Below are 13,008 nucleotides of genomic sequence, written 5' to 3' on the forward strand. Positions count from 1 at the left end.
TACTATTTATAGGTCCATACTTGGTAAACTTCGCCCTTATAAAAACTGTTTTTTTCTAAGGGAAGTTCAATAAAGGCATTTGTTTCGGCGAGATGTGAAAAGTCTCCCGAACCATTGCTGTTGACGGATTCTGCCGTTAATTGTCCCAAATTGTTCAATTTCAGTTTTACCTGAGCAAAATATTGTAATGCAGTTGAAAACAGAATGTCATTTTGTAAGATGGCATACTTCGGGGAGGATGCTTCGATATTCAATGAAGCTTCCAACCAGGGAATGAGATATCGATTCAGGCACATAAATACAGAAACTGGATTGCCCGGGAATGCGAATAGCAGTTTGTCGTTTTTATCCCTTCCGAACCAAAAAGGTTTGCCAGGTCGCTGTTTGATTTTGTGGAAAAGTTGCTTTACGCCTAATTCGGAGCAAACTTTTGGTAGAAAATCATATTTTCCCATTGAAACGCCACCAGTCATGACTATTACATCGTAATGAACGAGGAACTCAGAAAGTTTTGCTTTGATTTCATCGAAATGATCGTTGAGATGGTATGCATCCGCCGAAATCTGATATTTCTTCAATGCAGATTGTATACTGATGCCGTTGGATCGTCTCAATTGATATGGGCTTGGAACTGAATCAATGGACACCATTTCGTCGCCAGTGGAAATAATGGCGATTCTCGGAAGTTTTTTTACCAAAACCTCCGTTTTTCCAATAGATGCGGCAATTCCCATGATAGCAGCGCCAATAATTTTTCCAGCTTGAACAAGGACTTCACCTTGTGCTTTATCTTTAGCCTTTACATGGATATTTTGTCCTTTTTTAACCTCAAGATTGATGACGGCATAGCCATTCTCAATGCTTACATCTTCATAACGGATAATACTGTCCATTGAAGGGCCTAAAGCTGCACCCGTCATGATCTCTATACAGGAGTCTACGGATGTAATCGAAATAGGTTGTTCTCCAGCAGCTTGAACGCCTTGGATTTTAAACTTCTGAACTCCAGCAGAGAGGGCTTTAGCATTGATTGCTATTCCATCAACCGTTGCTCGGTCAAATGGAGGTAAATCGCGATCCGCGAACAGGTCTTCAGCGAGTACCCTTCCAATAGCATCCTGAAGAAGAATAGATTCTACTCCAAAATCCCTTTTTTCAGAAAGGATAATCTGTTCAGCTTGCTCAACGGTAATCATTTCCATTTTATCCTCCAATTGTTGCCATCGATTGATGAATAGCATTGGGATCTAAACTAATTTTTTCAGCTTCCCAACCATCTTTAGGTTTATGCTGTACGCTTTGTATGATTAAATCTTTTAGCTCCATATCTGTTTTTCCCAATCGCATTTCATCTTTTAAGTTTATTCCCCCACCTTCATATAGACAGGTTTTCAAAACTCCTAATGGACTAATACGGCCTCGGTTGCAATCCCCGCAGAAGCTACGGGAGTATGCTGCTATGATTCCAAATTCCCCATTAAATCCTGGTATTTTATAATTATAGGAGGTGGAACTTATAGGGTCTTTTAGTTTATTGATTTCTCCAAAGTGTTCTTGGATATGCTGATATATTTTATGATAGTTCCATTTTAGGGAAATCTCTTTATTATCACCATTGAAAGGCATTTCTTCAATGAACCTGACAGCAATTGGGAGGGTCTTGCCCAAGTTGACCAATGGAATGATGTCTTCTATATTTTGACCGTCCATTACTACGCAATTGATCTTTACTTGAATATCGTTTGAGAGTAGGCCTTCCATAGTTTTCATGACCTGATGAAATTCATTTCTCCGGGTAATTTTGAGGAATCTATCCTCGTCCAAGGTATCTAAGCTAAGGTTGACAGATTTGATTCCAACAGCTTTTAGCTGCGGGATAAAAGGTTCTGTCAAGATACCGTTGGTTGTGATGCTTATTTCGCTGAGCTTGTCAATTTGGGAAATTCTTTGGATCAGTTCCATGCAGTTTTTCCTTACAAAAGGTTCACCACCGGTAATACGGATCTTATCTACGCCAAGTTGAGAGAATATGTTGCATAGCCTGATTATTTCATCATCTGTCATCAATTCATTTTGCTTGATCCAGGGAAGACCATTTTCGGGCATACAGTAGGTGCAACGTAGATTACATCGGTCTACAACAGCAAGTCGTAAATAATTAATAGAGCGCCCAAATTTATCCTTCAACATATCCTTCATAGATGTCCTCTACCAAATATACTTAATGTTTTAATAGGAATTAAGGCAATTTGGGGACATATTGAGGGAATAAATACCCTTTGGTTAATTTTATTTATTAAAAAGGGTGTACAATGGAATATCTACCAATACGGAAACATTGAATCTGGAGACAGAAATATGCTCTTCCGTGATAGCAGCTTCTCCATTACCGATCTTGATGGTTCTTAGGCTTGGAATATAATTATAATGTACCCCAAAGGTTAGGGGAGAAGATTTATGGTTAATATAGAACCCTACACCTGGAGCAAGGAAATGTTCAAATTTAAGGTTTGAATAAAAAGTAGTGTCATTGTTCAAACGAACATTCACCAATGTTCCTAGATCAATAATGCTCGCAAAGAAAGTGATGTAATTTTTAAAACTGACCGATACGCCGATTGGAGCTGCAAGTCCAATATTGGTTTTGGTTTGATTTTCTGAACCATAGGCAATCTCTCTTCCTGCTGTTAAACCGACATATCCATTTAAACTGATGTTAAAATTACTATGTCTTTTGATGGAACTTCCCCCAATTGGTAGGGCATATGCTTCCAATAGTTTTTCCATGTCTTTATCTGCTTCAACTTCCGCAAGTTGAACCATAAAGATGAGGGATCTTCGATAGGTATCTTGTTTATCGGCAGGTAGGTAATCTCTCATTTGGCTTAAAATGCTCACCAGTGCTTTTTGATAATCTCGTCGGACCAAGGAGGAAGCGAAGTCCTGATAATTTGAAAAGAATGCGAGATATTCTTGTTTTAAGTAGAAAACACCTTCGGCATTGCCTGATTTCAAGAATGTTGAAAAGGAGGATTGGAGCATACCTAATAGTGTCAGCCCTTGTTCGGTATTGAGGTAATAATTGTTTTTGGCAATAAACTGGCTTGCGGCATTTAACTCATCAAAATAGAACAGTAATTGTTTTATTGACTTCTCAAATTGGTAGATGTCATATTTATTGGAATATGGCTTAAATTGTTCATTCAGGAGGCCGATAAAATATCTTTTGGTCTTATTGTTTGGGTCAGAGAAGTTTAGTCGATTGATATTGATCCAAGTACTCGTACCTCCAACAGTATCTCGTAAGGCTTCGGATAATAGGTGGTTTATGGCGACAGCTTTAGCAATTTCCTGATCATGGTAGATTTCACTGTTCAATTTTTGAAATATACTAGGGAGTGAAATTCCAGTACCTAGGTCAGCGTGAAGATTGGCAGCAATTTTTAGGATATCTGCACCTTGAGGAGGGATTCTTGGAAAAACCCGTATTGCTTCACTGGCCAGTCTTTTATGGATATTTCCAAGGTCATTATCAACTACCTGTCTAAGGAATATCAAATCTGCACTGTAATAACTTTTTTGATCATATAGCCTTTTGGTTTCTTGGTAAGTTTCAGGGAGTAAGGCATCGAATATTTCCTCTTCTTTGTCTGTGATCTGTTTAAATAGTTTATTTAAGCCATAATAAATAACCTCCTGTTTGAATCGATTCGCCATAAATGTAGAAAGACCATTGATTACCGCCGCTTCCCAACCAAATCCTGGCGCTGTATTTAATGTAATTGCTTTAAGATCTAATTCTTTAGCTTTCCCTGGCACATCAGTATCCTCATCATTATCGGTGAAAGCTTTAGAAGAATCCTGAGAAATGGCTTGGTCCACGGAAGGTATAATCTTTATGGCATTTAGTAAATCCTGCAGGAATGGGTTTTGTATTTGATCGGCATTTCTTTCATTGATATTATATCTTTCTAAGACCGTCTTTATTTCCTCAGAAAAGGAGCGTAAGTCTTCAACTTTCTTAGATTTGACCAGATTTTCCAATTTGGCGAGATATACTGCATCAGCATAAGTGGGTTGAATATTGGGTTTCACAGGATGCTGTCCAAATGAAAGTATTGGAATAATCAAGAAAAGATAGAGAAGGCTTTTCATAACAAAGAATAATTTGGTGTCGGCAATTTTTGATTGCCATTAGTGTAATAGAAAGTAATAACTGGTTGCAGGTTTGCTTTACGCAAAATGAATTTTAACCTATTCTAAATTACAGGATTAAATAATGGATGGAAATACCTATTGGTAGGTATTTTTAGGGAATGTTTATGGGTTATCCAGCCATTAATGTATAGAGGAATCTACCCAATCCACCAAAAATGAGAGCTAGACAAAATGATACTATTCCAAGTAAGTTTTTATTTTTCTCGATAAGTTTCAGATCGGGCTCTTGGTATCCATTGAAGCGTTTGGCAATTTCTACTCCCACAGTACCATCATAAAAGCCAACCATGCCTGATAAAAAAAGTACGGTATTGGCCGATGTGAACATCGATAAAAAAAAGCCACTTAGAAAATAGATAGCAAATGAAAAGATGATGAAATAAGCGTAATTGAATTTGAATCTGAAAGCGATAATAGAGCCTAATGTATCAATAATGGATACGGCAAGCAGGGCAAGCACAAAGATGATTACGATTTGGGTACTCATTTTATCAGTTTTGATAATTATAAAACTAAGAAAATCTAAAATGTTATAAAAAGGTTATGAAGAATATTATTGGCTATAATTGATTTGAGATTATTCTTTTTATAAAATAAGAAAGCAAACAGACCATTCGGTCCGTTTGCTTCTTTGAAACTTTGTTTATTACTATGAGAAGCCTATCCTAGATAGGTTGAATCATACATTGTTTTATCGCCAGATCAGATTTGCACTGCAAGGTATTCCTGCATAATCGGCATCAGGTTGTTTCAGCCAAATTGCACCACTATCCTTTTTCTCCAGATCATACATTTTTCCATCGGCAGGAATGATTACGATGTATCCATATTTTCCACCAACAGATGCAATCCATGAGCCATCCGCATAGTCATGGTCGCTCCAAGGGGTTCCTCCTTTACTTGCCCCCGTAAAGGCTATGTATTTTCCATCGGGGGAGAAGGTAGGCCTGTGCTCGCCGTCGTAGCTTATCACCTCTGATAGTTCACTGGTCGTGATCTGCTTCATGTCACTTCCATCAATATCGCACATCCATAGGTGTCTATCCTTACGGAATGCCAGTTTTGTGCCTTGGGGATTGACGGTGACAGAACTAATCCCACTTTGGGTAAAGACATTCGGAGCGGTCTTAAAACCATCTGCCGCAGAACTCTTAAAAACCGAATTGCCAATCCTGAAAAAGACGGTATTGTCGGAAGTCCAGACAGGAATGCCATAGTTCAAGAAACTTACCCCCTTCACGTACCAGGAATTAATGAAATTGCCGTTTGTCGCATCAATGATGGTTATTGGCATATCTGCAAAATGTTGGGCATCTAATACGAGGTATTTTTCATTTGGCGAGATATGGGCATCGGTAATTTCAATATCATCTGCTTCATAGGTGATATCAAAAACATTTTTTCCGTCCTTTAATGAACTGTAATCCATTTTTGCACCTTTATCCCGAAGGACAAATCTTCTTTCCGTAAAATTAAAGGCACCTTCAACATCCATGGTCAGCAGGGTCTTTTTATTGTCCCAACTAATGTCATAACTATCATACCGGGAATTTCCAGGGCCGATACCTATCCATTTGTCATTATATTTTCCTGAACCAAAATCCATATAGCCCACTTCTCCTGCAAAATACCAATATATGCTTCCCGGTAGGTTTTTTATTGCCTTGCTATCGCTTCCCATGATGTCATCTTTGCTACAAGCAGTTAAAGAAAGTATAATGACAATGATGAAAGGGAAGATTGTTTTTTTTGTTTTTATAAGCATGGGTCTTAGTATATATCGTGTAAACCTGATTGATTTTGCAATTTTCAAAAGCTTGATACAAAGTTAAATCCAGCCCAATTTTATAGCAATACTATAAATCGACTAAAACCTTCTACTAGTTTTCCAGTAGTTTTAATTATAAGCGTAACATTTTTGATAAAATCCATGTATCTTAATACATACTTATGCCTGCAGTTCGCATTCATATTGCCGTCTTATTTTTGATTCTACTACATCTTATGGCGAGTGGACAAGAACTTCCTGCATTACAGTCGAATCTCGAGCAGGCCAAAACCAAGGAAGAAAAATTTACTGCTTTGGTAAAACTTTCCGATTACTGGTCCTATCGCGATACAGCTAAAGCCTTTGAGACGCTCAGGCAAGCTCAGCCATTGGTCGAAGGGAAAGATTTCCTGCGTGGAATCTATCTGTTTTATGAAGCTGGGATTTACTATGGCTATGACAATCCAAAAAGTCAGAAGCTCTACATGGAGGCTGAAAAATTCCTCAAGGATATAGATAAGCCTGCTGCTTACGGTTATCGGGCAAGATTGTGGCATAATTACGGTTCGTTGGAGCAACAGGCGGATAATGATAAATCATTTTTGGACATCACTTTGACCTATTGTATCCCTTTTGCCATAAAATCGGGGGATAATGATCTGCTATTGGGTTATTTTACAGATGTAGGAATGGTATTCTATAACAATAAAGAATACCAGAAGGCTTTAGATTATTTTGAGAAGGCAGTCTCATTGGTCCGGACGCCCGAACAGGAGTCAGGAAACCTATTATTTACCTATCTCAATATGTTTGATTTATTCTATGCGATGGGGGAAATAGAAAAGGGAGACCGTGTTTTGGGTAAAGCGGAGAAATTGTTGAATAAGTTGGAGGACAAGAAATTAGCTGCTGCATATTACAAGAATAGGTCGAGGTCGCTGATTCAACAGAAAAATTACCAAGAGGCATTGAAAAGTATCGAGAGAGGATTGGAATGGGCTCAGGAATATAATTCCTATTGGGATTTCTATTATTTGAAGTATGAAAAGGTTGTTGTATATAATTTGATTGAAAATTATCAAGCCGCGAAGGTTGAGCTCGAAGAATTATTGCGCGATCCAAGAGGATCAGCCATGACCAAGAACCGATTAGGTCTGATGAGTGACCTTGCAGAAATGGAGGCGAAATTAGGGAATATGGGGGCTGCATATCAAATTATCCGAAATCATAAACAGATGAGTGATAGCTTGAGTTCATTGGATTTTAAAAAGCAAATGGCGGAGCTTGAAACTCGTTATCGGACAAAGGAAAAGGAGCAGGAGATCATACTGCTCGAAAACCGGAATATCTTGAACAGGGCCATCTTATTGGGTGGGGTCCTGTTGACCAGCATTTTTGGCCTCTGGGTCTGGTATGCTTGGAATGCTCGGAAAAAGCGTAATATGAAGGATACCCTTTTACTCAAACAGCAACGTGAAATCGATGTGGCAAAGGCATTGGTCGATGGGGAAGAGCAAGAACGAAAACGCTTGGCCAGAGAACTTCATGATGGGCTTTTGGGTAGAGTAACGGGACTAAAAATGAATGTGGAACGGATTGCTCGGGATTCGGAACAAAAGGACCTACCCACTGTAGTCAATGAGTTGGAGACTGTCATCACCGATTTGCGGCATACGGCCCAGAATTTGGAGCCTTCGGTATTGAAGAGAAATGGACTGGATGAAGCGATTCGACATTTTTGTCAAGCTATGCAGTCCGTCAGTAGGCCAATTTCCTATTATGGACAGGGTTTGGAGGGAATAAAGGACAAGAATATTCAACTCTCCATTTATAGGATTGTACAGGAATTGGTTACCAATGCGGTCCGACATGCGCAGGCAACAAAAATATTGCTGCAATGTTCCGTAGAAAATGGTTTCCTCATGATTGAAGCGGAAGATAATGGAAAGGGTTTTAACCCTGAAAGTATACAGCGAAATATGGGTTTGGATAATCTAGAGTCCCGATTGAAAAGCATAGGAGGTTCATTGAAGATCGATTCCCTACCTGGAGAAGGAACACATATAATTATAGAATGCCAATTGTAAATTATGATTAGAACTGTTATTTGCGATGATCATCCCTTGATTACCCAAGGCTTGACAAGTTATCTTGCCGCGCACGATACTATTGAAATAATAGGCTCCACATCTTCAGCTAAAGAACTTCGGGAAATCATCTCGAAAGTGGTGGTTGATGTACTCCTGTTAGACATTCAATTGCCTGATGGGAATGGCATTGATCTTTGTGTCGAATTGAAGAAGGAGTATCCTGATTTACAGATCTTGGCCCTGAGCAATCTGGATGATAGGAACGTCATTTTGAGGATGTTAAATGGCGGTGCATCAGGCTATTTGCTTAAGAGTGCAGCAATGGATGAGATCGTTAAGGCGATAAACCATATTCATGAAGGTGGTGTTTATCTGGATTTGAATGCGCAAAAAAGTTTGGGAAGTTCGAAGGTAAACCTTTCCGAGGAATTTCCACCAATCACCCGACGAGAAAAGGAGGTGATAAAATACCTTTCTGAAGGGATGAGTTCGGTACAGATTGCTGAAATTATGTTTGTCAGTCCATTTACGGTGGATACCCATCGCAGGAATCTGATGCAAAAATTCAATGTTAACAAAACTGTCAATCTCCTGCAGAAGATAAAGGATTTGGGATTGGATGAATGATTTTTATTGGAGAACTTGGCTTGGATTAAGGAAAAAACCAGGTGGAATGTTTGTAGTAGGCCGAATCGTCATTCGGATAACCCCTAGGGGGGAAATCTTTTTCAAATAATCCTCTTTAACAGCATACAAAAAAATGGTTCTCTCATCTTACGATTCGAGATGACAAGGATTCTTAAAAAAATAAAAAATAGATTCTTCGCTGTGCTCTGAATCTCTCTTTTACACATTTCTAATTCTGAAAGAATCGTGAAAAAGAAATTAATTTGCAATAATAATTATTCTGGAAAACATTTTTGAAAACCTAATGTTTTGATTATAAAATTTAATCACCGAATTATTAAAATTTCTTTTCGATTTAAATATTATGTCAAATCCATCTGTTCAAAGAAGCCAAATCGGCACTTACAAATCCGTAGAAATAGAATTAGTTACCTGGGATGCCTCCATGGCTGAGGTTGATTTAAGTTGTGCCTGTTTATTTACGCACGAAATAAACCAAAAGGAACCTGTAGGCGGGCTGTTGCATCTTAATGATGCCATGGACGGATTACTGTTTTCTTTAAGGGATCAGAAAGCCTTTTCCGGAAATTATCTGGATACCTTATTGGTTGATCAGAACCTTGGGAAGATCAAATCTGAAAGATTGCTCATAATTGGTTTGGGAAGACCGGAAGATTGGTCTGGACAGACGAGTGCCGATGCGGTGAGTGTTGCTACTAGGTTAGCTTATCAACTTAATTTGGAAAGTGTAGCTATTGCTCCAAGTATTTTGGATAGTGGTATTGAGCCGGATGGAGATTTTTCCTTGCAGATGCTTTCCGCCTTAAAGGAACGTATCGATAGGCAAGAACAATTTCACCAACTCGGTTTAGTCAAAGCTCCTTCCATCAAGAAATGGTTTTTTGATGCTGGATTTACAGATTTCAATGCTAAGGCGGATAAATTCAAGGGGAATTTTCAAAAATTAATGAACAATAATAATTAGATCGCATATGTCCAAGAAAATACTTAAGGCAGAAGAATTGCATATCACAGATGCAGCAGGTGTTTCAAGATTGATCATCTCGATTGAAAATGGCTTTCCTTCCATAAAACTTCAGAATCCGAATCCTGATTTCCCATCTGCAGTGCTAGAGCTTGACAGCAAAGGAACCCATATCAAATTCAGCCATCCCAAAGGAAACAGCAGTTATTTCTTTCTGAATAATGAAGGGGGCTCTGGTTTGGTCATGATCAATGAAAGGGGCGAAAGAACCTATGAGAAGATTGTTGATGATAAGGGATAGGTATTGGGACTATGTTTTTCTAGGTAACTAAAATCAGGTGTTTTATTATACCGGTTTGCAGGTATTGAATTTTATTTCTTCGGGTGATAATTTTGCTGTATTCAATCAAACTTTCTTCCAAGCCAGAAGATTTAATTATTCAATATGAAAAGAGATAAAAATTTAAAGACTATTTTTTCCATTTGCTTGCTGTTTGTGGGCATGACTATGTTGTTTACTAGCTGTTCCAAGGATGAAAAGGAGCCAGAAACTGGTTCGGGAAGTATTGACGAAGTGATCGGAACCTTCAAAGGAACCATTGATATCGTAGGTGGAGAGAAAAAATTTAATGAATTGCTAGAAATTAGTAAAGTAAGTGACAATAAGGTCAAGGTTACTGTAAAAAACAGCAGCTTAAAACTTCCAGTGAAAGAAGTTCAGGTGTACAATAATTCCGGTAGAGGGATATTGACTGAAAGCTCAGAACCTCAGGGGATATTAGTCTATTCCAATTCTAACAAAGCGTTGTCCTTTGTATCAAAGGTTACTGCTGAAGGAGAGGAAATGTACAGTTTCGAGGGATCGAAACAATAAAGACTACAGACTTAAACTTTTCCATATAAGGCAAAAAATGCGAAGTGAAAACTTCGCATTTTTATCAAATAATAAATATGGATATATAATAAGGCTGCACTAAATTTCATGGATCTTTTTCATGACTCTTTCCGTAAAGGGATTGCAATAGCAGAGATTAAATTCAAATAGTTCCTCTGGTGAATAAGTTTTTTCGATTTCGGTCCTGAGCATAGCTTTTGCACGATTTAAACGCACTTTTACATTCGCTTCACTGATGTCAAGTAGGGAAGAGGTTTCTGCTACATTCAATCCATTGATTTCACGTAGAGAGAAAACCATCCTGTAGTCCTCAGGAATCCTCAATAGAGACGCTTCGATAATTTTCCCCAGTTCATGGCTGAAGATCTCTTTCTGCGCATCGTTGTTGGAGTTGAACATAGGCATTACATTTTCGTTGATAATCTCATTGACAGTCTCTTTCTTGAAACTGAACTTATTTTTCTTCCTGTAGCAATTGTTGAGCATGATCCTGATGATCCAAGTCTTGAAGCTTGATCCTTGCTTAAATTGAGCCAAGCATTTAAAGGCATCAATATAAGTGTCCTGCATCAGGTCTTGGGTATCTTCATGGTTATAGCTGTACGACCGTCCAATTTTATAGAGGTAGGTATTAAACCGCCTTACAATAATTTCATAAAGCGGTTTGTCGCCATCTAAAACCCGATCGATGATTTCAACCTCTGTTAATTGCTCAAATTGTTCTTTTATCATTGTCCTACAATTTTTGCCAATCTAGCCATGGATAATGCCGCAATGGCCATCACCAAATCCCGAACTGCAACATCTACATAGTTAAATCCGGCCAATAAGGAAAGGGCGATCAATGTAAGCCAAGCCGAAACGATAAATCCTCCTAATTCTGGTTTCTTAAATACGATTATACCTGCTACTATTTCAATTACCCCCACAATCTTCATAAACAAGGCTACCGAAAAGGGGAGGAGATCAGCAATAGATGGATTGACATACTGTTCCCAATTTGTAAGTAAGTTAGTGAATTTGTCAGCTCCCGCTACTATGGGGACCACTACAAAGACATATTTCAATAAATTGAATATTGAATTCAGCGTGTGATTTTTAATAGTATTTTCCATGTTTTTTCCTTTTTAATTCGTTTGTATTTATTTAGGGTAAATGACATCGGGAAAGGTTACAAGGAATTTGGAAATTATTGAAAAAGCTCTTTTAATAGGCCGTAAATCTTTTTTCTAAGCTAAGTTTTATTTTATAAATCCTTAATATCGTTTGATGGTATTCAGTTTCCTGTCTTGGAAATAAAGACATCAGTGCCGTAAAGAATGTAATGGCCTCCTGAATCAAAACTTCCAGAAATTGTTCCGCCTTCATATTAATGGATTTATCTTCTATTACCAACCGAATCCTGTCCTTAACGATTTTAATGGAAACCGGCAGCGGCTGGCTTGGAAATGAAAAACTGCTTTCATTCTTTATGATCAACTCCTCCAGGGAATTGATAAAGTAATGCCAAAGATCAACGATATCGTCCCAGAAGGTGAAATCCATAATGGTCTCCCCATTGAATTTCATAAGCAGTACACCATCAATATAATCTCGGTCTAACTTTTCAGGGTCTAGCTGGGAAATATCCGTTATTGGGATAAATTGGGAGGAATCTATCTTGTTGATATCACGGATGCTGTATTGCTTGTCTTTTAAGATGAAGGTGGTTAGTTCTAGATTTTCCATTTTCAGGTGTTCATCGTTAAGTATAGATTGTAAAGTTAAATCTAAATATTTGTTGTTCTTCAATCGTGAATAATTTCATTATTAAATCGAGAGGAAATTCTTGCCATAGGACAAGTATTTCTCTTTCCGTAACGGCTAACTTTGATATACACTAATAAATTAATTATCATGGATACAGCTAAATCAGCACAATTGAACATCATTATCCCCGCATATAGAATGCATACCCAAACCTTTATCAATGTTCTGGACGGTATTTCGGAAGAGAACGCACTCAAGAGAATCGATAATCGGACAAACCACTTGGTATGGATGGCCGGAAATTATGTGAATGTTCGCTATAGCATGGGAAACATCTTAGGATTAAAAGAAGGGGATCCTTATCATGATCTATTTTACATGGGAAAGACATTGGATGCTCAAAAGGAGTACCCAACATTAAAGCAATTGCTTGATAATTTCCATCAGATTTCACCAAAAGTTTATCAAGCCTTGTTGGAAGCTGATGATGCAACTTTGGCAGAAACGTTTGAGATGGGAATGCAGGTGCCCTTTATTAAGGAGGATAAATTAAACTTTGTAGGCATGTGCATTGGCCGGGAAGACTACTTGTGCGGACAGATGGCCCTCATGCGTAGAATCTTGGATTATCCCGGAATGAAATATGATGTGGATAATAGTATTGCTTATTAATAAG

14 protein-coding genes are annotated in these 13,008 nt (G+C 38.2%); 6 read left to right on the forward strand and 8 right to left on the reverse strand.

Going from position 1 to position 13,008, the window contains the following annotated elements:
• Nucleotides 1-2: 2 nt before the first annotated feature.
• The 5 genes from RT138_RS10195 to RT138_RS10215 all read right to left on the reverse strand — a co-directional run bounded on the left by RT138_RS10195 (nt 3) and on the right by RT138_RS10215 (nt 5,899).
• Nucleotides 3-1,241, reverse strand: coding sequence for a molybdopterin molybdotransferase MoeA (locus RT138_RS10195; protein ID WP_313190597.1), 1,239 nt, complete (start codon nt 1,239-1,241; stop codon nt 3-5).
• Nucleotides 1,204-2,190, reverse strand: coding sequence for a GTP 3',8-cyclase MoaA (moaA, locus tag RT138_RS10200; protein ID WP_313190598.1), 987 nt, complete (start codon nt 2,188-2,190; stop codon nt 1,204-1,206). Before moaA ends, RT138_RS10195 begins: the two co-directional genes overlap by 38 nt.
• Nucleotides 2,191-2,289: 99 nt before the next feature.
• Nucleotides 2,290-4,155: a hypothetical protein gene (locus RT138_RS10205; protein ID WP_313190599.1), complete on the reverse strand. Its 1,866-nt coding sequence runs from the start codon at nt 4,153-4,155 to the stop codon at nt 2,290-2,292.
• A gap of 172 nt (nt 4,156-4,327) precedes the next feature.
• Nucleotides 4,328-4,705 (reverse strand): hypothetical protein, encoded by a 378-nt coding sequence (locus RT138_RS10210; protein ID WP_313190600.1) that lies wholly within the window; start codon nt 4,703-4,705, stop codon nt 4,328-4,330.
• A gap of 204 nt (nt 4,706-4,909) precedes the next feature.
• Nucleotides 4,910-5,899 carry a hypothetical protein gene (locus tag RT138_RS10215; protein WP_313190601.1) on the reverse strand — a complete coding sequence of 330 codons (990 nt, stop codon included), beginning with the start codon at nt 5,897-5,899 and terminating at the stop codon, nt 4,910-4,912.
• Between the two features lie 323 nt (nt 5,900-6,222).
• On the opposite strand from RT138_RS10215, the gene RT138_RS10220 reads away from it, so the two are divergent.
• The 5 genes from RT138_RS10220 to RT138_RS10240 all read left to right on the forward strand — a co-directional run bounded on the left by RT138_RS10220 (nt 6,223) and on the right by RT138_RS10240 (nt 10,562).
• Nucleotides 6,223-8,073, forward strand: a complete 1,851-nt coding sequence (locus RT138_RS10220) for a sensor histidine kinase (RefSeq protein ID WP_313190602.1) — start codon at nt 6,223-6,225, stop codon at nt 8,071-8,073.
• Between the two features lie 3 nt (nt 8,074-8,076).
• Nucleotides 8,077-8,703: a response regulator transcription factor gene (locus RT138_RS10225; RefSeq protein WP_313190603.1), complete on the forward strand. Its 627-nt coding sequence runs from the start codon at nt 8,077-8,079 to the stop codon at nt 8,701-8,703.
• A gap of 364 nt (nt 8,704-9,067) precedes the next feature.
• Nucleotides 9,068-9,688 (forward strand): M17 family peptidase N-terminal domain-containing protein, encoded by a 621-nt coding sequence (locus RT138_RS10230; RefSeq protein ID WP_313190604.1) that lies wholly within the window; start codon nt 9,068-9,070, stop codon nt 9,686-9,688.
• 7 nt (nt 9,689-9,695) lie between these two features.
• Nucleotides 9,696-9,989 carry a hypothetical protein gene (locus tag RT138_RS10235; protein WP_313190605.1) on the forward strand — a complete coding sequence of 98 codons (294 nt, stop codon included), beginning with the start codon at nt 9,696-9,698 and terminating at the stop codon, nt 9,987-9,989.
• Between the two features lie 144 nt (nt 9,990-10,133).
• Complete coding sequence (locus tag RT138_RS10240; protein WP_313190606.1) at nt 10,134-10,562, forward strand: hypothetical protein; 429 nt, start codon at nt 10,134-10,136, stop codon at nt 10,560-10,562.
• Between the two features lie 99 nt (nt 10,563-10,661).
• On the opposite strand, the gene RT138_RS10245 is transcribed toward RT138_RS10240, so the two are convergent.
• From RT138_RS10245 to RT138_RS10255, 3 genes are all read right to left on the reverse strand, one after another.
• Nucleotides 10,662-11,315: a sigma-70 family RNA polymerase sigma factor gene (locus RT138_RS10245; RefSeq protein ID WP_313190607.1), complete on the reverse strand. Its 654-nt coding sequence runs from the start codon at nt 11,313-11,315 to the stop codon at nt 10,662-10,664.
• The gene (locus tag RT138_RS10250; protein ID WP_313190608.1) at nt 11,312-11,698 is read right to left on the reverse strand and encodes a hypothetical protein; all 387 of its coding nucleotides are present in this window, start codon (nt 11,696-11,698) and stop codon (nt 11,312-11,314) included. Before RT138_RS10250 ends, RT138_RS10245 begins: the two co-directional genes overlap by 4 nt.
• A 91-nt stretch (nt 11,699-11,789) precedes the next feature.
• Nucleotides 11,790-12,311 carry a hypothetical protein gene (locus RT138_RS10255; RefSeq protein ID WP_313190609.1) on the reverse strand — a complete coding sequence of 174 codons (522 nt, stop codon included), beginning with the start codon at nt 12,309-12,311 and terminating at the stop codon, nt 11,790-11,792.
• A 168-nt stretch (nt 12,312-12,479) separates the two neighbouring features.
• Between RT138_RS10255 and RT138_RS10260 the strand changes: the two genes are divergently transcribed.
• Complete coding sequence (locus RT138_RS10260; RefSeq protein WP_313190610.1) at nt 12,480-13,004, forward strand: DinB family protein; 525 nt, start codon at nt 12,480-12,482, stop codon at nt 13,002-13,004.
• Nucleotides 13,005-13,008 lie beyond the last annotated feature (4 nt).

It is taken from the genome of Sphingobacterium sp., from assembly GCF_032065005.1.
GTDB lineage: Bacteria > Bacteroidota > Bacteroidia > Sphingobacteriales > Sphingobacteriaceae > Sphingobacterium.

What these genes read in the sequence shown, in the direction of transcription:
- RT138_RS10250 (WP_313190608.1), bottom strand. Translation starts at nt 11,698, where the DNA reads ATGGAAAATACTATTAAAAATCACACGCTGAATTCAATATTCAATTTA.
- RT138_RS10235 (WP_313190605.1), top strand. Translation starts at nt 9,696, where the DNA reads ATGTCCAAGAAAATACTTAAGGCAGAAGAATTGCATATCACAGATGCA.
- RT138_RS10195 (WP_313190597.1), bottom strand. Translation starts at nt 1,241, where the DNA reads ATGCTATTCATCAATCGATGGCAACAATTGGAGGATAAAATGGAAATG.
- RT138_RS10255 (WP_313190609.1), bottom strand. Translation starts at nt 12,311, where the DNA reads ATGGAAAATCTAGAACTAACCACCTTCATCTTAAAAGACAAGCAATAC.
- moaA (WP_313190598.1), bottom strand. Translation starts at nt 2,190, where the DNA reads ATGTTGAAGGATAAATTTGGGCGCTCTATTAATTATTTACGACTTGCT.
- RT138_RS10205 (WP_313190599.1), bottom strand. Translation starts at nt 4,155, where the DNA reads ATGAAAAGCCTTCTCTATCTTTTCTTGATTATTCCAATACTTTCATTT.
- RT138_RS10210 (WP_313190600.1), bottom strand. Translation starts at nt 4,705, where the DNA reads ATGAGTACCCAAATCGTAATCATCTTTGTGCTTGCCCTGCTTGCCGTA.
- RT138_RS10215 (WP_313190601.1), bottom strand. Translation starts at nt 5,899, where the DNA reads ATGGGAAGCGATAGCAAGGCAATAAAAAACCTACCGGGAAGCATATAT.
- RT138_RS10240 (WP_313190606.1), top strand. Translation starts at nt 10,134, where the DNA reads ATGAAAAGAGATAAAAATTTAAAGACTATTTTTTCCATTTGCTTGCTG.
- RT138_RS10220 (WP_313190602.1), top strand. Translation starts at nt 6,223, where the DNA reads ATGGCGAGTGGACAAGAACTTCCTGCATTACAGTCGAATCTCGAGCAG.
- RT138_RS10225 (WP_313190603.1), top strand. Translation starts at nt 8,077, where the DNA reads ATGATTAGAACTGTTATTTGCGATGATCATCCCTTGATTACCCAAGGC.
- RT138_RS10260 (WP_313190610.1), top strand. Translation starts at nt 12,480, where the DNA reads ATGGATACAGCTAAATCAGCACAATTGAACATCATTATCCCCGCATAT.
- RT138_RS10245 (WP_313190607.1), bottom strand. Translation starts at nt 11,315, where the DNA reads ATGATAAAAGAACAATTTGAGCAATTAACAGAGGTTGAAATCATCGAT.
- RT138_RS10230 (WP_313190604.1), top strand. Translation starts at nt 9,068, where the DNA reads ATGTCAAATCCATCTGTTCAAAGAAGCCAAATCGGCACTTACAAATCC.